This window comes from Methylobacterium sp. Ger2507 (genome assembly GCF_055231875.1).
Genome location: NZ_JBUYVC010000001.1, coordinates 1,493,827 through 1,519,893 on the forward strand (window position 1 = coordinate 1,493,827; position 26,067 = coordinate 1,519,893).

At 64.1% G+C, this 26,067-nt stretch carries 26 protein-coding genes; 15 read left to right on the forward strand and 11 right to left on the reverse strand.

Annotated features, from left to right (window positions below):
• Positions 1 to 109 precede the first annotated feature (109 nt).
• The 3 genes from ruvA to bfr all read left to right on the forward strand — a co-directional run bounded on the left by ruvA (position 110) and on the right by bfr (position 1,797).
• Positions 110 to 727, forward strand: coding sequence for a Holliday junction branch migration protein RuvA (gene ruvA, locus ACV7NL_RS06920; RefSeq protein WP_056484465.1), 618 nt, complete (start codon positions 110 to 112; stop codon positions 725 to 727).
• A gap of 252 nt (positions 728 to 979) precedes the next feature.
• Complete coding sequence (locus tag ACV7NL_RS06925; RefSeq protein ID WP_082507666.1) at positions 980 to 1,237, forward strand: (2Fe-2S)-binding protein; 258 nt, start codon at positions 980 to 982, stop codon at positions 1,235 to 1,237.
• 62 nt (positions 1,238 to 1,299) lie between these two features.
• Positions 1,300 to 1,797 carry a bacterioferritin gene (bfr, locus tag ACV7NL_RS06930; RefSeq protein ID WP_463355256.1) on the forward strand — a complete coding sequence of 166 codons (498 nt, stop codon included), beginning with the start codon at positions 1,300 to 1,302 and terminating at the stop codon, positions 1,795 to 1,797.
• Positions 1,798 to 2,073: 276 nt separating this feature from the next.
• On the opposite strand, the gene ACV7NL_RS06935 is transcribed toward bfr, so the two are convergent.
• Positions 2,074 to 2,244: a hypothetical protein gene (locus tag ACV7NL_RS06935; protein WP_463355257.1), complete on the reverse strand. Its 171-nt coding sequence runs from the start codon at positions 2,242 to 2,244 to the stop codon at positions 2,074 to 2,076.
• A gap of 210 nt (positions 2,245 to 2,454) precedes the next feature.
• On the opposite strand from ACV7NL_RS06935, the gene ruvB reads away from it, so the two are divergent.
• A complete protein-coding gene (gene ruvB / locus ACV7NL_RS06940) occupies positions 2,455 to 3,507 on the forward strand; it encodes a Holliday junction branch migration DNA helicase RuvB (RefSeq protein ID WP_056484467.1) in 1,053 nt (350 codons plus the stop codon).
• A 9-nt stretch (positions 3,508 to 3,516) separates the two neighbouring features.
• On the opposite strand, the gene ACV7NL_RS06945 is transcribed toward ruvB, so the two are convergent.
• Positions 3,517 to 6,276: a bifunctional diguanylate cyclase/phosphodiesterase gene (locus ACV7NL_RS06945; RefSeq protein ID WP_463355258.1), complete on the reverse strand. Its 2,760-nt coding sequence runs from the start codon at positions 6,274 to 6,276 to the stop codon at positions 3,517 to 3,519.
• Positions 6,277 to 6,657: 381 nt separating this feature from the next.
• On the opposite strand from ACV7NL_RS06945, the gene ybgC reads away from it, so the two are divergent.
• The 5 genes from ybgC to tolB all read left to right on the forward strand — a co-directional run bounded on the left by ybgC (position 6,658) and on the right by tolB (position 11,424).
• Positions 6,658 to 7,101 carry a tol-pal system-associated acyl-CoA thioesterase gene (ybgC, locus tag ACV7NL_RS06950; RefSeq protein ID WP_463355259.1) on the forward strand — a complete coding sequence of 148 codons (444 nt, stop codon included), beginning with the start codon at positions 6,658 to 6,660 and terminating at the stop codon, positions 7,099 to 7,101.
• 253 nt (positions 7,102 to 7,354) lie between these two features.
• Positions 7,355 to 8,071 carry a protein TolQ gene (gene tolQ / locus ACV7NL_RS06955; RefSeq protein WP_056178834.1) on the forward strand — a complete coding sequence of 239 codons (717 nt, stop codon included), beginning with the start codon at positions 7,355 to 7,357 and terminating at the stop codon, positions 8,069 to 8,071.
• A 27-nt stretch (positions 8,072 to 8,098) separates the two neighbouring features.
• Positions 8,099 to 8,545 carry an ExbD/TolR family protein gene (locus ACV7NL_RS06960; protein WP_056178837.1) on the forward strand — a complete coding sequence of 149 codons (447 nt, stop codon included), beginning with the start codon at positions 8,099 to 8,101 and terminating at the stop codon, positions 8,543 to 8,545.
• 13 nt (positions 8,546 to 8,558) lie between these two features.
• Positions 8,559 to 9,953 (forward strand): cell envelope integrity protein TolA, encoded by a 1,395-nt coding sequence (gene tolA / locus ACV7NL_RS06965; protein ID WP_463355260.1) that lies wholly within the window; start codon positions 8,559 to 8,561, stop codon positions 9,951 to 9,953.
• 151 nt (positions 9,954 to 10,104) lie between these two features.
• Positions 10,105 to 11,424 carry a Tol-Pal system beta propeller repeat protein TolB gene (gene tolB, locus ACV7NL_RS06970; RefSeq protein ID WP_056178844.1) on the forward strand — a complete coding sequence of 440 codons (1,320 nt, stop codon included), beginning with the start codon at positions 10,105 to 10,107 and terminating at the stop codon, positions 11,422 to 11,424.
• Positions 11,425 to 11,447: 23 nt separating this feature from the next.
• Here tolB and ACV7NL_RS06975 read toward each other — a convergent pair whose 3' ends face one another.
• The 6 genes from ACV7NL_RS06975 to ACV7NL_RS07000 all read right to left on the reverse strand — a co-directional run bounded on the left by ACV7NL_RS06975 (position 11,448) and on the right by ACV7NL_RS07000 (position 18,982).
• Positions 11,448 to 11,816, reverse strand: coding sequence for a hypothetical protein (locus ACV7NL_RS06975; RefSeq protein ID WP_156376112.1), 369 nt, complete (start codon positions 11,814 to 11,816; stop codon positions 11,448 to 11,450).
• Positions 11,817 to 11,873: 57 nt separating this feature from the next.
• Positions 11,874 to 12,026: a hypothetical protein gene (locus ACV7NL_RS06980; RefSeq protein ID WP_156376113.1), complete on the reverse strand. Its 153-nt coding sequence runs from the start codon at positions 12,024 to 12,026 to the stop codon at positions 11,874 to 11,876.
• A gap of 179 nt (positions 12,027 to 12,205) precedes the next feature.
• Positions 12,206 to 13,438, reverse strand: a complete 1,233-nt coding sequence (locus tag ACV7NL_RS06985) for an MFS transporter (protein ID WP_463355261.1) — start codon at positions 13,436 to 13,438, stop codon at positions 12,206 to 12,208.
• A gap of 416 nt (positions 13,439 to 13,854) precedes the next feature.
• Positions 13,855 to 16,023, reverse strand: coding sequence for a protein-disulfide reductase DsbD family protein (locus ACV7NL_RS06990; RefSeq protein ID WP_463355262.1), 2,169 nt, complete (start codon positions 16,021 to 16,023; stop codon positions 13,855 to 13,857).
• Between the two features lie 171 nt (positions 16,024 to 16,194).
• Positions 16,195 to 18,021, reverse strand: a complete 1,827-nt coding sequence (locus ACV7NL_RS06995) for an aminopeptidase P family protein (RefSeq protein ID WP_463357069.1) — start codon at positions 18,019 to 18,021, stop codon at positions 16,195 to 16,197.
• Between the two features lie 22 nt (positions 18,022 to 18,043).
• Entirely contained in the window at positions 18,044 to 18,982 is a 939-nt protein-coding gene (locus tag ACV7NL_RS07000; protein WP_056178856.1) for a 50S ribosomal protein L11 methyltransferase, read from the reverse strand.
• Between the two features lie 404 nt (positions 18,983 to 19,386).
• Here ACV7NL_RS07000 and modA point away from each other — a divergent pair, with 404 nt between their 5' ends.
• The 4 genes from modA (at position 19,387) to ACV7NL_RS07020 (ending at position 22,601) form a co-directional block, all read left to right on the forward strand.
• Positions 19,387 to 20,178: a molybdate ABC transporter substrate-binding protein gene (gene modA, locus ACV7NL_RS07005; protein WP_463355263.1), complete on the forward strand. Its 792-nt coding sequence runs from the start codon at positions 19,387 to 19,389 to the stop codon at positions 20,176 to 20,178.
• Positions 20,179 to 20,225: 47 nt separating this feature from the next.
• On the forward strand, positions 20,226 to 20,951 hold the full coding sequence (modB, locus tag ACV7NL_RS07010) for a molybdate ABC transporter permease subunit (protein ID WP_056179963.1): 726 nt from the start codon (positions 20,226 to 20,228) through the stop codon (positions 20,949 to 20,951).
• Positions 20,948 to 22,048 carry a molybdenum ABC transporter ATP-binding protein gene (modC, locus tag ACV7NL_RS07015; protein WP_463355264.1) on the forward strand — a complete coding sequence of 367 codons (1,101 nt, stop codon included), beginning with the start codon at positions 20,948 to 20,950 and terminating at the stop codon, positions 22,046 to 22,048. Before modB ends, modC begins: the two co-directional genes overlap by 4 nt.
• A 148-nt stretch (positions 22,049 to 22,196) precedes the next feature.
• Entirely contained in the window at positions 22,197 to 22,601 is a 405-nt protein-coding gene (locus tag ACV7NL_RS07020; protein ID WP_463355265.1) for a hypothetical protein, read from the forward strand.
• Positions 22,602 to 22,719: 118 nt separating this feature from the next.
• Here ACV7NL_RS07020 and ACV7NL_RS07025 read toward each other — a convergent pair whose 3' ends face one another.
• On the reverse strand, positions 22,720 to 24,375 hold the full coding sequence (locus tag ACV7NL_RS07025) for a flagellin N-terminal helical domain-containing protein (protein ID WP_463355266.1): 1,656 nt from the start codon (positions 24,373 to 24,375) through the stop codon (positions 22,720 to 22,722).
• A gap of 242 nt (positions 24,376 to 24,617) precedes the next feature.
• Between ACV7NL_RS07025 and ACV7NL_RS07030 the strand changes: the two genes are divergently transcribed.
• Positions 24,618 to 25,037: a flagellar biosynthesis repressor FlbT gene (locus tag ACV7NL_RS07030; RefSeq protein WP_056178867.1), complete on the forward strand. Its 420-nt coding sequence runs from the start codon at positions 24,618 to 24,620 to the stop codon at positions 25,035 to 25,037.
• 87 nt (positions 25,038 to 25,124) lie between these two features.
• On the opposite strand, the gene flaF is transcribed toward ACV7NL_RS07030, so the two are convergent.
• Positions 25,125 to 25,484 (reverse strand): flagellar biosynthesis regulator FlaF, encoded by a 360-nt coding sequence (gene flaF / locus ACV7NL_RS07035; protein WP_056483698.1) that lies wholly within the window; start codon positions 25,482 to 25,484, stop codon positions 25,125 to 25,127.
• 174 nt (positions 25,485 to 25,658) lie between these two features.
• On the opposite strand from flaF, the gene ACV7NL_RS07040 reads away from it, so the two are divergent.
• Positions 25,659 to 25,904 (forward strand): hypothetical protein, encoded by a 246-nt coding sequence (locus ACV7NL_RS07040; protein WP_463355267.1) that lies wholly within the window; start codon positions 25,659 to 25,661, stop codon positions 25,902 to 25,904.
• 20 nt (positions 25,905 to 25,924) lie between these two features.
• Here the strand turns inward: ACV7NL_RS07040 and ACV7NL_RS07045 are convergent, their stop codons facing one another.
• Positions 25,925 to 26,059, reverse strand: a complete 135-nt coding sequence (locus ACV7NL_RS07045; RefSeq protein WP_274533532.1) for a hypothetical protein — start codon at positions 26,057 to 26,059, stop codon at positions 25,925 to 25,927.
• Positions 26,060 to 26,067 lie beyond the last annotated feature (8 nt).

A 26,067-nucleotide genomic window follows, 5' to 3' on the forward strand; every position in this document is an offset into this window, starting at 1 on the left:
CATACGAGGCCGGGGAGGGAACAGTCGCTTGTCGTTGGCGCGACGCGGCACATGGCGCTCTGGTGTGCCGCCTTGTAGGCATTCCGGCGGCAGGAGAATGGTTGAGGCGATGATTGGCAAGCTGAAGGGGGTGATTGATTCCTACGGCGAGGACTTTGTGATCCTCGACGTCCAAGGGGTGGGGTACGTGGTTCACTGCTCCGCCCGGACGCTCCAGCGCCTGCCTGGAATCGGCGAGGCGGCAGATCTGGCGATCGAGACTCACGTCCGCGAGGACATGATCCGGCTTTACGGCTTCCGCTCGGATGCCGAGCGCGAGTGGTTCCGCCTACTCCAGACCGTACAGGGAGTGGGGAGCAAGGTCGCTCTCGGGTTGCTCTCGGTGCTCGAGCCGTCGGCCCTGGCCTCGGCTATCGCCATGGGGGACAAGGGGGCGGTCGCGCGTGCACCCGGTGTCGGTCCGCGTCTGGCCGCCCGCCTCGTGGCGGAACTCAAGGACAAGGCCCCCGCCTTCGCAGCGATCGATCCTGCGGTGATCGCGCTGTCGGGTGCGGTCGAGAATCGCACTGCGCCACAACCCGTCTCGGATGCCATCTCGGCCCTGGTCAATCTCGGCTACGCTCCTGTTCAGGCGTCCTCTGCCATTGCCGAGGCGTTGAAGCAGGCCGGAGAGAGCGCAGAGGCGAAGACGCTGATCCGGCTGGGCCTGCGCGAACTCGCTCGCTGAGGTGGACATCATCTCGCGCGAGACGATTGCGTCCTTGACTTCGCCATCATCCGTTGCCAGATCGGGTGCGAAGACCTAACCTTCTGATAACAAAGCAGTTTTCAATAATTCTAATCTGGCGGCGAATTCGATGCATGGGTTCGGTTTTCGCGCTCAAGCATCACTGTCGCTCATCCTTCGACGGAGCAATCGGGGTCATCCTACCCGATGGCCTCACCCAGCGGCACGAGCCACGCACGAGTTACGGTCCCAATGATCGTCTGTTCCTGCAACGTCCTGTCCGACCGCGCTGTGCGCGCTTGCCTGCATCGTGGCCCGGATTGTCCGCGTACGCCGGCCCAGGTTCAGGCCTGTCTCGGGTGCAGCCCGAAATGCGGGCGCTGCGCCCGGACCATCCGCGGCATTCTACAAAATGCTCTCGATGAGGCGGCGCATGCGTGTACGGCGACTTGCGCGAGCTCCTGTAGTTTGGTCAAGGTCCAAACTGCGGAGGAGGGGATTGCCGCCTGAGCGCCCATTCCGGGTGCTGAAGCTCCCCTCCAGCTTAACGTGCTTCGAGGGAGATTGGGCGGATGAAGGGTGATGCGAAGGTCGTCGAGTACCTCAATCGAGGACTGCGCAGCGAGCTAACGGCGGTTAGCCAGTATTGGCTCCATTTCCGCATGCTCAATGATTGGGGCTACATCGATCTCGCCAAGTTCTGGCGCAAGGAATCTATCGAAGAAATGAACCATGCGGATCGGTTCGTCGATCGCATTCTGTTCCTCGACGGCTTCCCGAATCTCCAGGAACTTGATCCCCTGCGGATCGGCCAGAACGTCCAGGAGATCATCGAGTGCGACCTCGCTGCCGAAAATGAGGCACGCGCCCTGTACCTTGAAGCCGCCAAATATTGTGATTCGGTCAACGATCGCGTCTCGAAGCGCCTGTTCGAGGATTTGGCCGAGGACGAGGAAGGCCATATCGACTTCCTCGAGACGCAGCTGGAGCTAATCTCGCAGATCGGCCTGCCGCTCTACGCGCAGAAGCATATCGGCGGCCTGGAGCCGATCGCTCCGGAAGCCGAGTAACGTCGGAACGCCTCGGGCGCCGGGCTTCAAGCGCGGCGCTCACCCGGTGAAGACGCCGTGGCAGATTCCACGCAGCCGAAGCGTAACCCGAGCCGCTGGGAGGTCCAGAATGGTTTCGGGGCCTTCAGGCACAGGAAAGCGGCTCCAACTCGCCTCTAACCGGACGTCGATCTCGACATACGGTTGGTCCCCTGTTGCCGGTGCTTAGTGCTTGAGGGACGGCAATCGCGGTTAACCCTGCAACGCGTCGATATGGTCCCGAGCCTCCATCCCGGGTCAGAGAGCCTCGAACAGGCCGCTGAGGCTATCCGCCCATGTCGCTCTCGGCGCGACGCGCCATTCATACCCACCGATCGACTCCCTGCGCTCGTTGCCGAGCTTGTCGCCGGGAAGGTCCTCGAACTCATTGAGGGCCGCCCCTTCGTACGCGTGCAACGCACTGCTCACGGCGCCGCGCTCCGCTCCGGGTGGCCGAGCCCTTTCCGAGGCGTTGCGGAGGTCCTGTTCCACGACGCAATGTAGCGCGCGCGGCGCCTTTATGCGACATCGGCCACGAGAACAGATGATGGACGCGGGCGCCACTGCCCACTACCGAGAGTCCGTGTGAGCAAACCTCCGAGACCCGCCTCGAAGGCGTCGGCGCCAAAATCGCCGACCCTGCACCCGCTGCCCGAGTCGCTGCTCACGCCCGAGCGGCGCGAGGATGACCTGGAGCAATCGATCCGCCCGTTGAGCCTATCCGAGTTCATCGGACAGCGGGCGGCGCGTGCCAACATGAGCATCTTCATTGAGTCGGCGAAGAAGACTGGTTCCGCGCTCGATCACGTCCTGTTCGTTGGCCCGCCCGGCCTCGGCAAGACGACGCTGGCGCAGATCGTAGCGCGTGAGCTCGGGGTGAACTTCCGATCGACCTCCGGTCCCGTCATCGCCAAGGCGGGTGATCTGGCGGCGCAGCTCACCAACCTCGAAGAGCGCGACGTACTCTTCATCGATGAGATTCACCGTCTTAATCCGGCGGTGGAAGAAATCCTCTATCCAGCGATGGAGGATTATCAGCTCGACCTCATCATCGGCGAAGGACCGGCTGCGCGCTCCGTGAAAATCGAGCTGCCTAAGTTCACTCTGGTCGGCGCAACGACCCGTGCTGGCCTTCTGACCACGCCCTTGCGCGACCGCTTCGGCATTCCAATCCGCCTGGAATTCTACGACGTCGATGAACTCGAACTGATCGTGAGCCGCGGCGCCCGGGTGCTGGGCCTCGGCATGTCGGCCGAGGGGGCCAACGAGATCGCCAAGCGTGCGCGAGGCACGCCCCGTATCGCTGGGCGGCTCCTGCGCCGAGTGCGCGACTTCGCCATCGTGGCCGATGCCCCGACGGTGACGCGTGCTATCGCCGACCGGGCGCTTCAACTCCTCGACGTCGATCCGGCGGGTCTCGACGTCATGGACCGCAAGTACCTGACGATGATCGCAAAATCTTTCAACGGTGGACCCGTGGGGATCGAGACCATCGCTGCCGCGCTGTCCGAACCGCGCGATGCCATCGAGGACATCATCGAGCCGTTCCTGATCCAAAAGGGCTTCGTTCAGCGGACGCCGCGCGGGCGGATGCTCACGCCCCACGCCTTTCGGCATATGGGATTTCCCGAGCCCCGACGCGAATCGGGCGGGCAGTTCGGCCTGTTCAATGCGGACGATCCGGACGCCTGAACCGACCCATCAGGCCGCGTCGCGTTGCGGCTTCGCGTCGACCCGGGCTTCGTGAAAGCTCGATATTGCGGATGCCGGGTTCGCGAGAAAGCTCGTTAGGTCTGCGAGCGGAAGGGGACGACTGAACAGGAAGCCCTGCACTTCATCGCAGCCCTCGGCTTCTAAAATGGCGGCCTGCTCCAGCGTTTCGACACCTTCGGCCACAACACCCATGTTGCAGGCCTTACCTAGACCCACCATCGCCCGGACGATGGCGATGCTGCCTGCTTCCCGCCCCAGAGTCCGGACAAAGCTCTGATCGATTTTGAGCTTGTCGAAGGGAAAGCGCCGCAGGTAGCTGACGCTGGAATAGCCGGTGCCGAAATCGTCCATGGCGATCCGCAGACCGAGGGCTTGGAGTCGATGCAGGGTCCTCAGGGTCTCGGCATTGTCCTGGAGCAGCACGGATTCCGTAATCTCGAGCTCCAGGCGGCTTGCGGGAAGCCCGGAACGCATCAGCGCTTGGGCTACGTCATTGACGAGGTCGCCCCGGACGAACTGCACGGACGAGAGATTGACCGCGACTTTAAGAGCATCCGGCCAATCGACCGCATCGTGGCAAGCCTGAGCCAGCACCCAGGCCCCGATGGGCCGGATCAATCCGGTCTCCTCCGCCAGCGGAATGAACGTCGCGGGGCTGATCAGACCGTGCTCCGGATGGCGCCAGCGCAGCAGGGCCTCGAAGCCGTTGAGGGTGCGAGCCCGCGCCGCGACGAGGGGTTGATAATGCAACTCGAACTGGCCAGCAGCCAACGCGCGGCGTAGCTCAGCTCCGAGACGATGACGTCGCTGGATCGCCGTATCCATATCGTCTGCAAAGAAACGCCAGGTTCCGCGACCCGCTGCTTTGGCTTGATACAGTGCCACGTCGGCACGGCGCAGAATGGTATCGCTGTCGGTGTCGGCCTCCGCATCCACGACCGCAATGCCGATACTTGTGCCGACCACGATCTCCTGGTCCTGAAGCGTGAACGGGATCTGGAGCATGGCGCCGATGCGCGCTGCGAGATCAGCCGCATCCGCGGGATCGGCGATCCCGGATTGGACGATAGCGAACTCGTCGCCGCCCAGACGGGCGACGAAGTCCGTCGCCCGCAGGCAGTCCTGCAGGCGCTGTGCAGCTTGGCGTAAGAGGGCATCGCCGGCCGGGTGGCCCAGCGTGTCGTTCACCATCTTGAAGCCGTCGAGGTCCAGATACAGGGCAGCCGTGAGCGATCCGGAGATCCGTTGATCGAGGACGGTCTCCAAATGTTCACGCAGGAAGGCACGGTTCGGAAGGCCGGTGAGCGTATCGTGACGCGCCATCCGAAGGATCTGTGCCTCACTCTGGCGCCGATCGGTGATATCTTCATGCGTGCATTGCCAACCATCACGGTTGGAAACGTGCTTGATGGCGATGGCTCGCCCATCCGCGAGATCCCAGGTGAAGGCTGCCGGCATTTCCCAAGCACTCTCCCGGTTCGGCCAGGGCGGGCCTTGATCGCCGTTGCACGCGACAAGATAGGCCCGGATCAAGGCGAGTGTCGTTCCGGGCTGGCGCAGGTCCGACGGCACAGCGTAAAGTTCGATGTAGCGCGCATTCATGACAACGAGCCTGTCGTGCGAGTCGAACAGGCAAACGCCCTGCGCCATGTTGTCCAGTGCGATCCCGAAGCGCGCATACTGATGACGGAGGTCGCGTTCGCTCCGGGCTTGCTCCTCAGCGCGCAGCAGCATCTCCTGTCCGCGGGCCTGACGGAAACCAAGCACCAGAAGGCCGACGAGGCCGAGATCGAGCAGGCCTGCCGACAGGCCGAGCACCATAGCGTGACGGTGCCAGGGTGCGAGCGCCGCCGCTGTAGTCCGGCTGACGCTCAGGATCGCAGGGTAATTCGACAGAGTTCTGGTCGCGACGAAACGGTCCTGTGCATCGATAGGGCTGACGGTGCGAGTGACACCGCCGGCCGGATTCTGCGCGGCGATCAGGGCGGCACCGGTCGTCGAATAGCCGCGCCCGATCGCACCCTCCCAATGCGGATGGCGGACCAGAAGAACCCCGTCTGTCCGGAACATGGAGATGACATAGTCGGGTTGTGGCGCGATCTGGCTGTAAAGACCGGTGAAGTACTGCAACTCTACGGCCCCGAGTACGAGACCTAGGAAGTTGCCATTCGGGGCGGAGATCTTGAGGGCGATATAGAGCGTCCAGGTTCCGTTGCCGCGATTCTGGACCGGTTCACTGATGAAGCGCTGGAGCGCAGGATTTGATGCCAGCGCCTTGAAGTAGTCCCGGTCGGCGATATTGACGTCGGGGATCGGCCAGAACCGCGTGAAGTTGCGCAGCTTCCCGGTATGGTCGACCACTGTCACAGCATTGACCTGGGGCAGGGCCGCCGTTCGAGCCCGGAGGGATTCGTGCATGGCGCGCGTCGTGAGATGGAGTTCGAATGCCGCTGGCGTTGTGATTTCGGCCGCTCGGACCTCGTCGATGACTGCCTCCTGCACCAATTCGATCGCCTGGAGGGCGCGGTCCGCCTGATCTGCCAGGACAGTCGTCAAGCTGATGAGGTTCTGCTCCGTGTCGGAGACAGCACGGTCGTGAAGGTCCATAACGAACAAGACTGTGCTCGCCGCAATGGCGAGTCCGAGCAAGGCACCTGCCAGTGTCGGTAAGACAAAGGATTTGGAGAGAAGGTTTTTTATCACATTGATCAGGTAAGAAAATCGTATCCGAGCCTTAGCCAAAAGCATGACACCATCCTGAGCACCATCATCATGGCTTGCTCACTGATGCAGCAACGCTCAAGTCAGCTTCGTAAAAGAGCCAAGAGCTCTGCGCACAGGCGCTTCTCCTGCGACCAGTGAGGAAACGGGTTAATTTTTCCTATGAGACCTCTCGGCCTGCGCGCGGCGGTGCTTGGGATGGTTTGCACGCACTGGTTTTAATCAGCCGAACATTGAAGTGGATCTTCGTTGCTTGAGATCGCGAATCTGCTAGAGCCGCCAGCCACTAAGCGATCCAAACGGTCCGCCTCCCTAAAGCGGCGTTGACGATCCCTTCGACTGCTGCCGCAAAACACGGCGAGGACGCAATCCACGCCGTACCCCATCACGAATTCGGGAGCCTCACCGTTGACCCTCGGGAATCCTGGCGAACACACCCTACAAGTGCGCGTCTACTATGAAGACACGGACTTTTCCGGGTTCGTCTACCATGCGAGCTACCTCCGTTTCATGGAGCGGGGACGCACCGAACTTCTGCGTAGTCTCGCCGGTGATCAGTCCGATCTGCATCGAGATGCGGAAGGTCTGCATTTCGTGGTTCGACGGATGGTGATTGATTATGCCAAGCCCGCGCGGATGGACGACATCTTGACGGTCGGGACTTGGACGACCGCGATGAAGGGCGCGTCAATGCACCTCGCCCAAGAGGTTCGGCGCGGGGACGAGGGGCTGGTGAAGGCGGAGGTCGTCGTCGCTTGCGTTCGCGACGGTCGGGCAGTCCGCCTGCCCGACAGTTTGCGCCTGAGACTCGCGCCGGACCAAAGCGGTGATCACCTGCAGTCAAGCCGCTGAACGATGGTCTGATCTCGCGGACTTCGCCGGGATGAGGGCGACCTTCACCTCTGGGGACGGCAAGGGAATGTTAACCCTGACGCATGCTTAACTGATCCGAGAGCGGGCGTGTGCGACGCACAAGGCCGCCCCATACTTTCGACAGATTCGCGAGCCATTGAGCCTTGAAATCGCACAAGGTTCTGATTGAGGCGCGTGAGTCGGACCGCCGAATCCGTGACGCCTGCGCGCGGGGTTTTTCGAGGATCATGTCATGAACCCAGCCGATGCCATGCAGGCGATGCCGGCCCCAGACATGACGTTGCTCGGCCTGTTCCTTCAGGCGCATTTCGTCGTGAAGGTCGTGATGCTCGGGCTGATCGGCGCATCGATCTGGTGCTGGTCGATCATTGTCGACAAGACGCTGCTGTTTCGTCGGACCAAGGCGGAGATGGACGCCTTCGAGGAGGCATTCTGGTCCGGGCGGTCGCTCGAGGAACTCTACCGCTCGTTCAACGATCGTCCGGCCGTCGGGCAAGGCGCTTTGTTCGTGGCCGCCATGCGGGAGTGGAAACGCTCCTTCGAGGGTTCCGGACGTCAGATCCAGAGCTTGTCTCAGCGGATCGACAAGGTCCTCGATGTAACGATCCAGCGCGAAGTCGAGCGCCTTGAGTCCCGCTTGCTCTTTCTCGCCTCGATCGGTTCGGCAGGCCCCTATATCGGTTTGTTCGGGACGGTCTGGGGCATCATGACGGCCTTCACGTCGATCGCGGCCTCGAAGAATACCTCTCTGGCAGTCGTGGCGCCTGGCATTGCCGAGGCGCTGTTCGCAACGGCAATCGGCCTCTTTGCTGCCATTCCGGCCGTGCTCGCCTACAACAAATTGCAGGCGACGGTAGCCAAGAACCAGTCGCGCCTCGAGGGTTTCGCCGACGAGTTCTCCGCCATCCTCTCGCGGCAGATCGACGAGCGCCTCTCGCTCGTCGCCTGATCCCACACCGACAGCCGAGGAACGAACATGGGCATGGCCCACGGAGCAGCGCAGGGCGGGGGCGGACGGCGTCGGCGGGGACGCCGACACGCTGCCATCAACGAGATCAACATGACGCCGTTCATCGACGTCGTGCTGGTGCTGCTCATCGTCTTCATGGTTGCGGCACCGATGATGACGGTGGGGGTGCCTCTCGACCTCCCGCAATCAAAGGCGAGCCCACTCAATTCCGACACCAAGCCGGTGACGTTGTCGATTCGTCAGTCCGGTCAGGTGTTTCTGGGCGAGAACGAACTCTCCGACGATACCATCGTGCCGAAGCTCACCGAAACGTCGAAGTCCGGCTTCGACGAGCGGGTCTTCGTCCGCGGCGACAAGCGGGTGGATTACGGCCGGGTGGCGCAGGTGATGGCGATCGTAACCGGGGGCGGCTTCAAGAAGGTCGCCCTTGTCACTGAGCCAGATCAGAAGTAGCGGGCGCGGGACGGTGCGGATTCCCTTCAAGCGCAGTGAACCGGGTGTCTGGGTCTCGGCCGCGACGCATGTCGGCCTGCTGACGGTCGCCCTGCTGTCGGTGGCAGCCCCGGCGCTGCCCGATGCGCAAGAGGGTGTCCCCGTTGAAGTGATGACCGAGCAGCAATACTCGGAACTCACCAAGGGCGAACGCAATGCCGACGCGCCGCAGCCGAACGCCAAGCCTCGGGCCGACCGCGTTGCCGACAAGTTCGAGGAGCGCGAGCCCGAGAACGCCAAGGTCGATGCTCCTGCCCCGCCGAAACGACCGGCCGACATGAAGGTGGCGAGCGCCGAGGAGATGCCGCTGCGCTCCAGCGAACCCGATCCGCAGGAAGCGAAGGCCGAAGCAGCTAAGGCGGAAGCAGCTAAGGCGGAAGCGGCGGAAAAGACCGCGAAGGCTGAAGCCGCGAAAGCCGCTGCCGCCGCTGAAGCCAAGGCCGCTGCTGCCGCCGAGGCGAAGGCCGTGGCCGCTGCCGAGGCCAAAGCCGCAGCGGCCGAAGCGAAGGCCGCCGCTGCGAAGGCAAAGGCTGAAGCCATCAAGCGCGAGCAACTTGCCGAACTGATTGAGAAGCAGGAGGCCGAGGCAGAGGCGAAGGCCGAAGCCGCCGCCAAGGCCGAGGCTGCGAAGGCCGAGGCAAGGACGGAGGCGGCCCGGAAAGCCAAGGCTGAAGCCAAGGCGAAGGCCGACGCGGAGGCGAAGGCCGAGAAGGAAGCCGAGGCCAAGGCCAAGGCTGTCGCGGAGGCGAAAGCCAAGGCCGAGGCCGAGCGCCAGAAGGAACTTGCCGAAGCTAAAGCGGAGGCGGAAGCTGAGGCTGCCGCGAAAGCCAAGGCGGATGCCGCCGCCAAGGCGAAGGCCAAGGCGATGGCCGATGCCAAGGCGAAGGCGGATGGGGAAGCCAAGGCCAAGAAGCAGGCCGAACTCGCGGATAAGTTCAGCGCGGGCGATATCCGCTCGCTCCTCGCCGCGAAGGCACCATCGCAATCCACCGGCGCCACAGGCCGAGAGGTACAGCGCACCGCGTCCCTCGGGGCTGCCTCCGGCAACGCCCAGCGCCTGTCACCGTCCCTGCGCGACGCTCTCGTGGGAATGCTCCAGCAGCAGATCGAGCGTTGTTACGTGGCGCCTCCAGGCGCTACGCAAGGGGTGGTGCTGCCGATGCTCGATATCCGGCTCAATCCGGATGGTACGTTGACCACCGAACCTCGCATCATGCGGGGGGGCGCGAATGCGGTCGATCGTTCGATCGCGGAGGCCGCTCAGCGCGCCGTGCGCCGATGTGCCCCCTACAAGATACCGACCCAGTACGCGCCGTATTACAACGACTGGAAAGCCATCAACGCGGAGTTCGAGTTCTCGCGGGTGTGATAGCGGCGTGAGGTGGTGACGGCGTAGAGCTTTCCGGACGCCGGGCGCTGACATGGTTCGTCATGCCTCGGTCCCTTGTCCCGGGTCGACGCATGCCCGCCGCTCCGAACCCATCCCCGATCCTCGCATTCCCACGACCACGGAATCGAACATGCATCCCAGTCTTCCCAGGGGCCTGACGTCGCTCCTCGCTCTCCTGGCCCTTGTTCTATTCGGCCTCAACCCGGCGACGGCGCAACTCAACCTGCGCATCGGCGGTGGATCGTTCCAGCCGATGCCGATCGCAGTCACGGATTTCTCGGGTGATCCGAGCCTCGGCCTTCTTGTCTCCAGCGTGGTCACGAACAATCTGCGTCGCTCCGGCTATTTCACCCCCGTGGAGAAGGGGAAGTTCCCCGAGGCCCCGGGTTTCGATGCGGTCCCGGGTTTCGATAAGTGGAAGGCGGCGGGTGTTCAGGCTCTGATCACCGGGCGCGTCGCGCGCGACGCCTCGGGCAAGCTCAAAGTCGAGTTTCGTCTCTGGGACGTCACCTCCGGCCAGCAGATGACAGGTCAGCAATACGGCACCGATCCAGCCAACGCGCGCCGCACCGGGCATCTCATCTCCGATGCAGTCTATACCAAGATCACCGGCCTTGGTCCCTGGTTCGACAGTCGCATCGCCTTCGTGGACGAGTCCGGCTCTAAGGAGAACCGGCGCAAGCGACTCATGGTGATGGACCAGGACGGCGCCAATGTGCGGGCGCTCACCAACGGCGACAACGCCGTCGTCGCGCCGCGCTATTCGCCGGCGACTCAAGACATCGCCTTCATGACACAGACCACCGGCCAGCAACCGCGTATTCAGGTCATCAACCTCGAGACCGGGAGCCGGCAGGCGCTCGGCAAATCCGGTTCGATGAGCACCAGCCCGCGGTTCTCGCCCGACGGCCGCCGCCTCGTGATGAGCGTTCAGGAGGGCGGCAATGCCGACATCGTCATCATGGACCTCGCCACGAAGGCGCAGACGCCGATCACCAACGGCAACGCCATCGATACCTCGCCGACCTTCTCACCCGATGGCAGCCAGATCGTGTTCGAGTCGGATCGCGGAGGTTCGCAGCAGATCTACGTCATGAGTGCCTCGGGCTCGAACCCGACTCGCATTTCCTTCGGCGAAGGATCGGCCTCGCAGCCGGCCTGGTCGCCACGCGGCGACCTCATCGCTTTCACGCGCCAGCGCAAGGGAGGCTTCGCTATCTGCGTGATGAAGCCCGACGGGACGGGCGAGCGCGTGCTGACCGAAGGCTTCCACAACGAGGGTCCGACCTTCGCGCCGAATGGTCAATACGTGCTGTTTTTCCGTGATCCAGGCGGCCAGGGCGGGGGCAAGCTCTACATGGTGGATATCACCGGCAAGGTTGAGCAGCCGGTACCGACGCCGTCCTACGCGTCGGACCCGACTTGGTCGCCGCTGCTGTCGGGGAAGTAAACGCTTCGCGTTTGGTTGAACCTTCAGCCGCGCTCGAAGCCTGCGGTCCGACGGACGAAACCGAAGGCGGAACTCAGCGAGGCACCGGCAGCTCCGGCCGCTGCCTGAACGGCGCCTGCGGCGGCTTGCGCAGCATCGCTTGCCGTCGCAACCAGGGTTGATTCGGCATTCGTCAGGACATCGACCGGTTGGGCTACACGCTGCGCGGCCCGCGCAAAGCCCCGTCGCAGGACCTCTCGATCGTTACTCATCAAAGCCGGAAGTCGTGGATCGGCCAAGGCGATTAGCAAGTCTCCATCCTGAAATGTTATTTCCAGCAAGGTCTGAGGCTGAGACTCTTCGGCCGACACTGATGTCAATGCAGTGGCGGCGAGTAGCGCCGGTCCGCTCAAGTCGATGTTCGACGCAAGGGCGAGGCTTCCTTTCAGGCCGTCGAGAACCTGTCCACCTCAATTCCGTGCGCCTGCGACGTTCCCGTGGGCCTCATCGGTGAAGATGCTTTCGACCGAGCGCTCGACGCCGTCCGGGCTGGTCAGAACGTCTGCCTGGTACGTGCCCCTGCCTTTGCCGCAATTCCAAGCAACCACCTTGATGTCGGCCATCGCATCCTCCGGTTCGTATCTCTACCTCTGCGTGCATTCGGCTGTCATGTACAAAAACTCGGCTTTGAGGGACGGATTGGTGCCGGATACGGCTTGGCATCAGGGATGCAGAATTTGTCGCGAGCCGATGTATCCCTCACTCGCTCGAAGCAATGCCGAGCAAGGGGTCGTCCCGTTCCTCATTCCGCCGACAGGAGCCGATCCCGTGCCCGCAGCGCCGGGAACACTCGGCCCCACAGAGCGGCGACCAGCAGGGTCGCCAGTCCACCGGCCACGACCGCGGGAACGGCGCCGATCAGAGCCGCCGCGGTGCCGGATTCGAATTCGCCAAGTTCGTTGGAGGCGCCGATGAAGACGGAATTGACTGCCGAGACCCGGCCGCGCATCGCATCCGGTGTCTCACCCTGAACGAAGGTCTGGCGCACGAAGACGCTGATCATGTCGGCTGCGCCGGTGACGAACAGGCAGGCCATGGACAGCGGCAGAGAAGTCGAGAGACCGAAACCCATCGTCGCGAGGCCGAAGATCCCCACCGCCTGAAGCATGCGCAGGCCGGCACGCCGCTGCAAGGGCCAGTAGGCGAGGGCGACCGCGGTGAGCACCGCACCGGCCGCCGGCATGCTGCGTAAGACGCCGAGGCCGAGAGGGCCGACATGCAGCACCTCGGCCGCGAAGATCGGGAGAAGGGCGGTGGCCCCCCCGAGCAAGACCGCCACGAGGTCGAGAGAGATGGCGCCAAGGACCACGGGGTGCGTGCGGATGTAGGTCAGACCAGCCGACAGCGTCGCCCAGGTTACCGGTGGGCGCTCTGCAACCGGGGCAGGGCGGAACCGGATCGCCAGGATAAGACCGCTGGCCAGGGCGAAACCGGCGGATGCTGCGCCAAACACGACCGCCGGCCCGAGGGCATAGAGAAAGCCGCCCGTCGCCGGCCCGAGGATCGAAGCGCTTTGCCAGAGAGAGGCGTTCCAGGCGATGGCCGAACCGAACAGGGGGCGTGGCACCAGCGTCGGCAGCAGGGCCTGCAACGCAGGATTGGCGAAGGCACGACCGGTGCCGATGACGATGACGAGGCCGTAGATCGGCCAAAGGGTCGTGGTGCCGAGATGCGCCGCTAGGAGAAGGCCGAGGTCGGCTAAAGCCAGGGCCACGTAGGCGGCGGCGGCTACGATGCGTCGATCGTAGGTGTCGGCGACATGGCCCGCCACCAAGGCTGACAGCATCGCGGGCAGGAAACTCGCCAGTCCCACGAGGCCGAGAGCAAGAGCGGAGTGGGTGATGTCGTAGACGAACCAGCCGACGGCGACCGCCTGCATCTGAAAGGCGAGACCGGTGAGAAAGCGGGCGGAGCCGAAGAGGCGAAAATCGCGATTGCGGAAGACGGTCCATCGCGGCGCGGAAGCAGGGCTCATCGCGTGGTGCTGGGGGAGGGCGCCCAGCCCGTCAAGGTATGTCGGAACAGATTCCGATGGTGCGCCGTCCCGGCGGGGTTCGGCAGCTTGGCAGAGACTCTCGCGCGGCAATTCCGGAATACGGAGCCAAGGCTTGGTCATGCCGGGGAACGTTTCACTGAGTGACGTTGGCGTTTCGTCGATCCGAACGACATTGTCCCAACGGGTCAGAAAGGCGTTGACGCAGGCCGGGTCGTTGTGACGGCCCCAGTCCTTCTCGATGCAATTCCGCGCCTCCTCATGCGGCATGGCCGCCTTGTAGGGACGCTTGGTGCAGAAGGCATCGGCGACGATGCGAGCCGTGAGCGGGAGCGCCTCGCCCGCGTGGCCGTTGGAATACCCGCTGGCATCAGAGTCTGGCCTACGCTCGGTTCGAGCTATGGCCCAGTGCTCAAAGCAGCGCTGCGGTCGGCGGCTGAAACAGACACCGTACTCAGGGCCTCCAACACGAGGCCGGGCGTCAGGATCTGCGGTAGGACGGTAGGCTCTTTAGAGCCTGCATACAGGAGATATAGCGGAACTCCGCTCCGTCCGTGGCGCTCAAGCAGGCGGGTGATCTCGGGATTCTGGTTGGTCCAGTCACCTTTGAGATAAGTAATTCCGCGCGCCTTCAAACCAGCCTGAACGGCATCGGATCGCAGGGCGACGCGCTCGTTGACTTGGCAGGTGATGCACCAGGCTGCCGTCATGTTCACGAAGACCGGCTTGCCCTCTGCCAGAAGTCCATCGAGACGCGCTTGGCTGAAAGCGTCCTGCTCCGCCTGCGCCGTTGTGGACGTGGATCTGTCCCGGTCGAGTCCGAAGATGAGCGCGGCAAGCGCGACCATCGCCGCGATGGCGGTTCCGCGTGCGATCCAGCCACCCACCCGCCCAGCCGCTTGGCCACGTTCCCAGACCCAGGCCGCGAATCCCACGAGGACGAGGCCGATGAGGGCGGCGAGCAGGCCGGCCGCACCAACCTGCTGAGCCAGGACCCAGACCAGCCAGGCCACCGTGGCGTAGATTGGAAAGGCCAGGGCACCCTTCAGGGTGTCCATCCAGGCACCCGGCCGAGGCAGACGCTGCAATGCCGCTGGCCAGATCGTCAGCACAAGGAAGGGCAGCGCGAGGCCGAGGCCGAGGCTGGCGAATACCGCCAGGCTGATACCAGCCTCCTGCGTCAGCGCGAAACCGACCGCCGATCCCATGAAGGGCGCGGTGCAGGGTGTTGCAACCACGGTGGCGAGGATGCCTGTGAAGAATGATCCCTCCAGCCCGGTCCGTCGGCTCAGTCCGTCGCCGATCCCGACGATCCCCGCACCCACATGCACAACGCCGGACAAGCTGAGGCCCATAGCGAACAACAGGTAGGCAAGGCCCGCGACCACCAACGGCGATTGCAGCTGAAAGCCCCACCCGATTCCGGCACCCGCTCCCTTCAGCGCAATCAGCAGTCCGGCAAGCGTGAGGAAGGCTGTCAGGACACCTGCGGTGTAGACGAGGCCATGCAACCGAATGCGCCGGAGCGGCTCGCCGGAATGCTGCACAAGGCTCAACACCTTGATCGACAGGACCGGGAAGACGCAGGGCATCAGGTTGAGAAGGAGCCCGCCCAGAAAGGCGAAGCCGGCGGCGCTCCAAAGGGTTAGCCCGTCTTCTGATGTCTGGGTGGGTATCGGCGTGGCCGGAGCGGACGACGCTGCGATGGAGGCGAGAGCCGTAGATGATGGTGGCTCCCCGACCGCGTAGGCGCGACGGACCATGCCGTCAGGCGTCGTCTCGTCGAAGGCCAGAACGCCCGGCAGGCTTGCCGGCGCGACCTCCGTCGCATCACCGCGTGCCAGATCGATATGCAGCCCGCTGGCATCGCTGCGTGCCTCCTGGGACGCCGCATTTTCGATCGCGGTCTCCGCATAGGGGAAGTAGGCAACCGCAGACGCCCTGACGTCGGAAGACGTGGCAAGGTGGATCTGCAGACGCCCGTTCTCGCTGCCGTAGCGCACCGGCCAAGGCGCGGGAACCGGCAGGGCTGCTCGAGCTTCCGCAAACAGCAGCATCGCGCCCGGTGCCGTTCCAGAACTGGTGCCGCTCGCGGCGACCGGCAGGGTCAGGCGAAGCTCGGCCGACCCGGGGACGCATTCGCGCTCGCAGACAAGATAGGTCAGCTTGGCTTGCAGCGTTACGGCCTTGCCCGGCGCCAGCGTGGCCGGTGGCATCATCTCGGCCAGGAGAACAGCCTCGCCCTCGTAGCCAAAATTCATCAGATGCGCGACCGGGATGCGGCTCGGCACCGGCCACTGGATCGGGCCAGCCGAAAATCCCTTGGGCAAGGTCCAGGCAATCTCCGGGGCGAGGCCCGAATCCCCCGGATTGCGCCAGTAGATGTGCCAATGCGGACGCATCACCAAGCGGATGCCGACCGTGAAGGGCTCGCCAGGCCGGATCGCAGAAGGCTCCCCAACAAGGGACGCCTTCACCAGGTCGGTCGGCACCTTGAACCCCTGTGCATGCGCGACAGGAAGGAGGAGACCGAACAGCGTAAGCGCCAGGGCGAGAAGCCGGATCATAAGGGCCTATTCGGTTCCGGAAGCGGCGAGATTACGTCCGTTCCACGCGGGCACAAAATGCCGAAGCCGCGAGACCCTCTGTCTCCGATTTTTCCGAGCCGGAACAGCCAGGCGGAGTCGACAGGATCGTCGCACAGTCGGTGCATGTCTGCTGCCCGGTGCGGCTCTGCCTCAAGCGACAGTGGTCAATGGCCGCGTGGCCTGCTCGAGCCAGTTCCGGGTTGCAACGTCCAGATCCGGGCTCAGTTCGGCACATACCCGCGCATGGTAGCTGTCGATCCAGGCTCGCTCCTCGGGGGTCAGCAGATCGAGGCGAATGAGATGCCGATCAAAGGGCGCCAACGTCAGGGTCTCAAAACCGAGCATCGGCCGTTCGCCGCCGGATATCGTCCGCGTTTCGACAAGGACGAGGTTTTCCAGCCGAATGCCGTAGGCGCCCGGCTTGTAGTAGCCCGGCTCGTTCGAAAGGATCATGCCCGGTTCGAGGGCGACCATTCCGGTCTTGGCGATGCGCTGCGGCCCCTCATGGACCGACAGAAAGACCCCCACCCCGTGGCCCGTCCCGTGGTCGAAGTCGAGCCCGGCTTCCCAGAGTGGAAGGCGCGCGAAGGAATCGATCTGCGCACCCGTCGTTCCCTGCGGGAAGACCGCGCGGGCAATGCCCAGATGTCCCTTCAAGACGCGGGTGAAACGATCCTGCATCGCTTCCGACGGCATGCCGATCGCCACCGTACGGGTGATGTCGGTGGTCCCATCTGCGTATTGTGCTCCGGAATCCACCAGGAACAGCTCGCCGGGCAAGATGTGTCGGTTGGTTTCTCGGCTCACCCGGTAGTGCACGATGGCACCGTTGGCGCCGCTGCCTGAGATCGTTGGAAACGAGACATCGCGGAGAAGGCCGCTCTCCGCACGAAAATCCTCCAGCGCTTTGACCGCGGCGATCTCGGTCAGCCTCTCGCCCTGGCCATCGAGCCAAGCGAGGAAGCGTGTGACCGCGACGCCATCACGGTGATGCGCCGCCCGGGTGCCGGCGATTTCCGATGGATTTTTGACGGCCTTCATGGCGGTGATCGGATCGGAGCCGAGATCAGCCACCCCGCCGGCCGCCTCGACACGAAGCTTCAAGGCGTAGGCCGCCGTGCCGGCATCGAGCCTGACACGGGCGGCGTTTGCCGCCTGCGCGGCGAGACCATCCTCGAAGGCTGCGCGCGGATGAAGGTCGGCGAGAGGTTCCAGTGCGGTGCGCAACTCCGGGCTGAGATTCGGTGACGTCAGGTAGAGGGCGGCGCGCCCTTCGCGCGGCACCACTGCATAGCCGAGCGCCAGAGGCGTATGCGCTACATCGGAGCCGCGCAGGTTGAAGGCCCAGGCGAGGTTATGCGGATCGGAGATCACCAGAGCCGCAATATCGACATCAGCCAGGGCAGCACGGATGCGACCGAGCTTTTCGGCTGCGGCCTCTCCAGCGAACGCCAAGGGATGGACCACCACGCTGCCCGCGGGTGAGCCGGGTCGGTCGGTCCAGACGCTGTCGACAGGATTCGCTTCCACGGCTCGGAGGGTCGCTCCGGCTTTACCCGCTGCTCGCCCCAGGCGCGCCACGCTGTCGGGCGTGTGAAGCCAGGGATCGTAGGCAAGAACTTCGCCCGGCTTGAGGTGGGCGCCGACCCAGGCCGAGACGGGAGTCTCGGCCAGCGGTACCGGAGTGATGACGGCGGTATCGACCTGAGCCGGCGCCTGCAGGGTATACCGTCCGTCGACGACGAGCGCGGCTTCATCGTGCAGGATCACGGCGGTACCAGCCGATCCAGTGAAGCCGGTCAGCCAAGCGAGGCGCTCGGCTTGCGGGGCGACATATTCGGACTGATGCTCGTCGGCACGGGGGACCACGAACCCATCGAGCCCGGCTGCACGCAGGGCCTCGCGGAGGGCCCGGATGCGGCTTGCGCCCTGGCTGTGGCTCGGATCGTCGAAGGTCTGGAAACGGGCGCGGGTCATGGCGCCCAGGGTTACGCCGGGCTCAGGAGTGCCGCAACCAGCCTCGACGCGGACGTGGGGCGCTGCCGCCACGTTTCAGCACCAGGGTGGCCCAGCCCTCGATCAGGCCATGACGGGCGAGGTGAAACCCGCGGTGGCGGTAAGTCGAGAGGACGCCCGGGACGTCGCGCTCGATCAGGCCGGACAGGATCAGGATACCTTGATCGGCAACGACCGCCGTGAGGGAGGGTGCCAAGCCCTTCAGGGGACGCGCCAGAATATTGGCGAAGACCACGTCGAACCGGCGCGGTCGATTCGCGAGCGCATGGCGGACACCCGGTCCCTGGTAGAGCCGCAGCACCGGCCCGAGGCCATTGAGGCGGGCGTTGCCGACCGCGGTGGTCACCGCTTCGGGATCAAGGTCTCCGGCGATGACCGGTGTATGAAGCGCCTTGGCCGCCGCGAAGGCCAGGATGCCGGTGCCGGTGCCGACATCGAGCACGTGGGCGGGGCGCCCGCGCTTGAGGATCTCCGCCAAGGCTTTGAGGCAGCCGAGTGTCGTACCGTGATGGCCGGTCCCGAAAGCCAGCGCCGCCTCGATCTCAATGGCAAGATCGTTCGCCCGCACCGTGTCGCGGTCGTGGCTGCCATGAACGAGAAAGCGTCCGGCCCGCACGGGCTTCAGGCCTTCCAGGGATGCACGAACCCAATCCTGCTGATCGATGGTCTCGAAGCTCGCGACATCCGCCTGTTCACCCACCACGGGCCGGATCAAGTCGCGGATCATGTCCTCGTCCGGGGCGTCGGCGAAGTAGGCCTCCAGCCTCCACGTCTGTCCGTCCTCCGCCTCGAAGGCGGCCACCGCCGTCTGAGTCGGGTCGAACATCTCGCCGAGAAGATCGGTCATCGCGCGCGCCGAGCCCTCATCGGTGAGGAGGCGGAGCACATGGGTCGGGCGGTGGGGGGGCAGGCCTTCGAGCATGCCCGGGGCTCTATCACCCGCGACGTCCCGCCGCCACCAGGCGCGGAAGCTTGGCCGGAACGGAAGCGTGAGATCTGCGTTTGCTGTGGCTTCTCCAGGCTCACGTCGGTTTCGGAGCGTGCGTTGTGCGTATGAAAATCAGAAGAACCGGCGGTCGAACGCCGGTCGTCCTCGCAGAAAAGTCCAAGGCCCGCCGTCGCCTCGTTCGCGATCGGGGCATCTTTTCGGATGCCGAAACTCTGACGGGGCCACTTCCCGGTTCGATGCTGGTTCTGCTGAGCCGTCTGCACCGTTCGGAGCGTTCGCCCTCGGAGGACGAAGATCGCGGCAACTGACGGCGTTGTTCCGAACCATGCTATGGCCGACCTGCCGGATCGGCTTGGCTGGCAACGGGAGACAGGGTGATGGTGCAGATTCGGCGGGCGTGGCTCGGTGCGATCCTGTGCCTGGTCCTGGGAGTCGGCGGAACCCCTGCGTGTGCCGAGGCGCCGGTGGTGGTCTTCGCGGCCGCCAGCCTGAAGAACGCGCTGGATGATGTTAGCGGGGCCTGGACGAAGGCCACGGGAAAGACCGTCAGGATTTCCTATGCAGCGTCCAGCGCTCTGGCCAAGCAGATCGAGGCTGGCGCGCCTGCCGATCTGTTCTTCTCCGCCGATCTTGCCTGGATGGACTACGGGGCGGTCAAGGGCAGCATTCAGGCTTCGACCCGCACCAGCCTTCTGCGCAATGCCTTGGTGCTGATCGCGCCGAAGGACTCGTCTCTCACCGTCGATCTCAAGCCGGGTCTCGACCTCACGAAGGCTCTGGGTGAGGGACGCATCGCCATGGGTAATGTCGAAGCGGTCCCGGCGGGAAAATACGGAAAGGCCGCCCTCGAAACGCTTGGGGCATGGGACAGCGTGAAGGACCGGGTTGCTCAGGCCGAGAATGTCCGCGCCGCTCTCCTTCTCGTCGCCCGCGGCGAGGCACCCCTCGGCATCGTCTATGCAACGGATGCGATCTCGGACACGAGCGTCAAGGTCATCGCTGCGTTTCCGGCCGCGAGCCACCCGCCCGTGATCTATCCGGTCGCCCTCACCAAGGCTTCAACCAACCCGGACGCAGCGGATTTCCTCGCCTATCTGCGCAGTCCGGCCGCACGGGTATTCTTCGAACGCCAGGGGTTCTCGGTTATCGGCGTGGAGAATCGGACCTAACCGGTCCGATCCGGGTCCACTGAGCCTTGGTCAATCCGCTCCTGGACATGTTCGGCCTGACTCCGGACGAGGGAAGCGCGATCGCGCTGAGCCTGCGCGTCGCGTCCGTCGCCACCTTGGCAAGCCTCGTCCCAGGGCTTGCGATCGCCTGGGTGCTGGCGCGGAAGCGCTTTCCGGGGCGTGCGCTTCTCGATGGTCTGGTCCATCTGCCGCTGATCCTGCCGCCCGTCGTGACGGGTTACCTCCTCCTTCTCGCCTTCGGGCGACGGGGTACCTTCGGGAGCATGCTGGCCGAGTTCGGCATCGTGCTCTCCTTCCGATGGACCGGAGCAGCACTAGCCTGCGCCGTGATGGGCTTCCCCCTGATGGTTCGGGCCATGCGCCTGTCCCTGGAGGCCGTGGATCGTCGAGTGGAGCAAGCCGCCGCGACCCTGGGCGCCAGCCCCTTCGCCGTCTTTCTCACCGTAACTCTGCCGCTCGCTCTACCGGGTGTGTTGGCCGGCACGGTCCTGGCCTTTGCCAAGGCGATGGGGGAGTTCGGGGCGACCATCACCTTTGTGTCGAATATCCCCGGCGAGACCCAGACCCTGCCGTCGGCGATCTATACGCTGACCCAGGTGCCCGGTGGCGAAGCGGGCGCCCTACGTCTCACCCTGATCTCGGTGGCCATCTCGATGGGGGCCTTGCTCATTTCGGAGCTTCTCGCCCGCAGGCTCGGGCGTCGGCTGGGCCAAGGTCATGAGCAGATGGCGAGAGGAGGCGGGGGGGCATGACGATCACGGTGGATCTCGCCCTCAAGCGGGACGCCTTCCACCTCGACGCGGCCTTCACGGCGCCTCCTGGGCTGACCGTTCTGTTCGGCCGCTCAGGCTCGGGGAAGAGCACGGTGATCGCCTGCATGGCCGGGCTGGTACGGCCGGACCGGGGCCGGATTGCCCTGGACGATCAAATCCTCCTCGACACGGTCCGCAACATCCATGTGCCTACGCATCGGCGTCGGATCGGAACGGTTTTCCAGGAGGCGCGGTTGATACCCCACCTCTCGGTGCGGCGGAACCTCGCCTATGGGCGCTGGTTCGCGCGCGGGCTGCGCGATGCCGCCGGGCTCGAACCGGGGGCGGTGATCGATCTTCTGGGCATCGGCCACCTCCTCGACCGACAGGTCGTGGGTCTCTCCGGTGGCGAAAGCCAACGGGTCGCGATCGGTCGGGCGCTGCTGTCGCGGCCCCGCCTTCTTCTCATGGATGAACCGCTGGCCGCCCTCGATGCCGAGCGCAAGGCCGAGATCCTGCCCTTGATCGAACGCCTGCGCGACATTGCCGGCCTCCCCATCGTGTATGTCAGCCATGCGGTCTCCGAGGTCGCCCGGCTCGCCAACACCATCGTGGTGTTGGAGGGCGGCCGAATCGCCGCCGCCGGACCCGCCGAGGCCATCCTGCGACGGGGTGACCTCGGCGCCTTTCATGCCGCCCAGGCCGGCGCGCTCCTCGACATGGTGGTGGAGGCGGACGTGCCGAATGCCGGGCTGACACGTCTCTCCGGCCGTGCAGGGCGCCTGCTGGTGCCACGTCTGAGCCAGGCGGTCGGAACCACCGTACGAATCCACGTGCCTGCCCGCGACGTTCTGCTCTCTCTTGACGATCCGCGGGGCCTGAGCGCCCGCAATCGATTGAGCGGCCACGTCTCGGCCCTTCATGATCAGGCCGAGGGTGCCGTGCTGGTGGAGGTGGATTGCAGCGGTGCCGTACTCTCCGCGCGCCTGACGCGGGCCTCCGTTCAGGACCTTAGCCTCGCGCCCGGCACACCCGTCTTCGCGATTATTAAGAGCGTAGCCTTCGACCCTCACGGAGTTGGTGCGATCGAGATCTGATGGGTCGTTAAAATTCAAGTGCTGAATTTATTGTCGGCTTGAGCTTGCGGATCAAGATCCTCGCGCCCGAACGGATTCCTTAAGATCCCATTCACGTCGCACGTCGTGTCTAGACGACGACCGCAACAGCCGACCGCAGGAGCGTGCGATGTCGATCCCCAGCCTAGGCGCGACGCCAGCATCCTACGTCATCGGCGCAACGCCGGCCCCGATCTCTCCCGTTCAGCCTGTCCAGGCTCCAGCTCCCCTTGCGCCTGCGGTCAAGGTCGATATCCGCAGTCAGGACCAGAGTTCCGATGCCCGGATCGGGACGGCACGGGCTCCTGAACCGGACGAGGACGCCAGAACCCCACGAGCGGCTCAGGCCGCGATGGAGCCGCGTATCCGGATCGACCAGGACACCAAGACAGTGATCTATCAGGAAGTCGATCCGGCCTCGGGTGACGTGGTGATACAACTGCCGGACCCGGTGGTGCTCAAGGCCCGCGCCTATGCCGAGGCAGCCGAGGCCCGGGCCAAGCTATCTGCTCGTCCGCTCGACCTTACGGCTTGAGCCGAAGCGCCGACCCAAACGAAAAAAAGGCCGGGGCGATGAGCCCCGGCCTTTTTTATACGGTTCGATGGATAGATGGAGAAAGCGCCGGCCCGAAGGCCGGCGACGGGCTCATCCCTTAGCGAAGGAGCTGCAGGATACCCTGCTGCGCCGTGTTGGCGAGCGAGAGGGCCGAGATGCCGATCGACTGGCGGGTCGACAGGGCCTGCGAGTTGGCGGCTTCCTCGTTGAGGTCCGCGTTCGTCAGGTTGGCCGAGCCAGTGTCGAGGATGTTGATCAGGTTCTTCGAGAAGTCCTGACGGTTCTGCACCACCGAGAGGTTGGAGCCGAAGGTCGAGGACTGGGCACGAAGCTGGCTGGTGGCTTGGGTGATTGCCGTCAGTGCCTTGTTGATCTCATCATCCGACTGGAAACCGCCAGTTACCGAGGTGAGGCCCAGTCCATCCGAGTCGAGCTTGGAACCCTCAATGCTGAGACTTGAAGAGCCGGTCTCGTTGAAAGTCACCTTCAGCGAGTTTTCCTTCGCGTCAGTGCCCGAACGGTACAACAGGTTGATGCCGTTGTAGCTCGAGTCCTTGGCCTGCTGAGTGATCTGGTCGAGCAGGGTGTTGAACTGCTTGGCGAGGGAGGTCCGGGTCGCGTTGGTGCCGCTGGCCGAGCCTTCACCGACGCCGACTTTCGCCGCAGCTGTCAAACCAGCAGTGCCGAAGCCGAGGTTGAAGCCGGCTGCGTTCCCGATGCTGACGCTTTCGGATGAGCCGGTTGCAGTCGTCGTAAAGGTAAGCCGATTGGACACGAAGCTGGCAGAGACTTTTCCAGCAAACCCGGTATCGGCATTGAGCTGAGCGTTGATCGACGCCGCGATTTCAGTCTGTGTGGTCGCGTTTGCCGTCGCGCCGTCGGCGACGGTGATGGTCTTTTTGGGACCTGAGCCGAGCTGAATCTCGAAGGTGGGAGCGAGGGCAGCACCGGAGAAATCGAAGGGCCCGGCAGCGATTGCCTCACCGGACACGACAGCGGCTGTCGCACTGTTCTTCGCGGCTGCACCCGTGGCCGTCTGAGCAGCAGTTCCAGTGCCAAAGCCGATGTCGACCTCGTTGCCAGTCGTGTTGGTCACGATGGCCTGAGAAGCCGAGCCTGTCGCGTTCGAAGTGAATACGATGCGGCCGTCCGTGGTCTTGGAAGCGGTGACCGCAGCAGGCCCAGCTTCGTTCGAGATCTGATTATTGATAGCTTTTACGACGTCGTCTGCCGTGACCTTGGACACATTGTTTGTGACACCGCCCAGCGTTGAAGCGTCGAGCGTGATAGTCGTCGAATTGGTACCGTCGCCGACAGTGAAAACTGCATTCCGGGTGCCGGAGAAGTCCTGCGTGCCGTCGGTGGCGGCCGTCGTGGTGCCCTGAAAGCCGGTGACGGCGGTCAGGATTGCGGCGGTCGCCGGGGTTCCGTTCGTGACCGAGCTCTTGTCGGCCAGCGCTTGGTTGGCAGTGGACTTGGCCGAGTCGACCAGCTTCTGGATTGAGGTGATGCCTTGGTTGGCAGCCTGGATGGTCTGGACGCCGTTCGAGATACCGTTGAGCAGCGAACCAAGATCGCCCGACCGGCCCGACAGGGCCTGAGAGGTGAAGAAGCTCGTCGGGTCATCGAGGGCCGAGTTGACCTTCTTGCCCGTCGAGAGCCGGTTCTGGGTGCTGGATAGGAGGTCCGCAGTTCCCTGCAGCGAAAGCAGGTTCTGGCGTGTGGCAGCGGTGAGGGTGACGCCTGAAGACATGATGGTCGATCCATTCTGATCGGTGCGCCTCCGTTTTTGGAGGCGACCGCAGATGACCATCGATCCCTTGCAATCGACTTAATGAGCCTCGTGAACGAACTGTTAATGAGCTCGGTCAAACGTGGCGAATGTTGAAAATAGCAAGATATATCAATTATTTGGCGATCCGCCCGCATCATCTTCTTTAGGTTCTGTTAACCATACTGGGCGAGTATGCTCCCAGATCCGCAACGAGTAGCGCCATGCCCCTGAAGATCGAACTCAAGCCGTTCGAGCGTCTGCTCATTGGCGGCACGGCAATTCGCAATGGATCGCGTCGCTCCAGCTTCGTCATCGAGACCGTGACCAAGTTTCTGCGAGAGAGCGACATCATCCTGGAGAGCGAGGCCGATACGGCCTGTAAGCGCCTCTACGTCACACTGACGGTCTTGTATCTTGCGGACAGCACGCCCGAAGCGGAGGACCTGTTCATCACCCAGGCCAATGCGTTGATGGCGGCCGCGCCGAGCATGGCGCCCTATCTCCGCGACATTCACGATTTCATCGCGCAGGGCGAGTTGTACCGAGCCCTGAAGCGCTGCAAGGACCTGATCCAATATGAGCAGTCGCTAGCGGAACGGTTGGTGCCCCCAGCCAATCCCGATCCGTCGACGAACCGCTGAATTTCGGAGCTTGCCGCAGGAATCGGAAGAGCCCACCGCTGGGAAGCGGCGGGCTCTTTCGTGCGGCATGAGCACGCCGCCGTCAGCCTACATGCGGAGGCCGGCGGCGATATTCTGGTTGATGCTGATGAGGGCGGACAACTTCTCGGCGGTCGGGTCGATCAACGTATCGATCATCCGTTTGAAGACGAAGGTCGAGAGTTCGGCAATGCTGTTCTTGATCTCAGCAGGCAGCGGGCTCTCTGGAGCAGTGGCGGCCCCAGCGATGATGGTCCAGACCTTCTGGTTGAAGTTCAGGGCCTCACTGAGCCCCGGTGCCTGATTGGACCAATCCGACTGGATGGCTTGAAGTCGGGTCGCAGCCTTGATCAGCACGGCGGCTTCCGCTTCGCGCGGCGACAACGCCGTTTGTGAAACCCGGGCATAGGCGCTGGCCCCGTACGACATCGCTCGATCCTCCCTCAAGGTGCGCAAGCCCGATTCGGGGCAGCGGAGGCGACCTTAGGCAGCCGATGATTAAGGGATCGTAATATCAACCTATGCCGTAATCATGCCGAGATGAGCGGCGAGGGAAGAGTCGCGCCCGCGCAGACCACGCGAAGGGCGCCGGATTCCACCATCATGATGAACTTCATTCTGGGGACGATGGCGGGCGGCCTCCTGGTCGGGCTGGTCACGATCTCGGCCGTCCGACATCCGAGCGTCCAGGCCAAGCTGGGACTGTTTCCCGTCTCGAATGCGCTCCTGATGCCGGCAGCCAAATCTCCGGGCACCAACCGCCTTGATCCCGCCTGTCGCCCGCTGGCGACCGTTGGACAGCCCGACATGCTGTTCTCAAAGCGTCGGTTCTGGTTTGTCGCTCCCTGAAGGCGGGAGGGGCCGGGTAGTCAGATGCTGCTGATCAGGAACATCACCATCGTGGTCGCCACGGTGGTGCTGAGGAAGCCGCACAGGGCTGCCGCGAAGGACGGGCCGATGGCCGGGTTACGGTGAAGGGCGTTTACGTCGGCGGTGGTGTTCATCAGGGCTG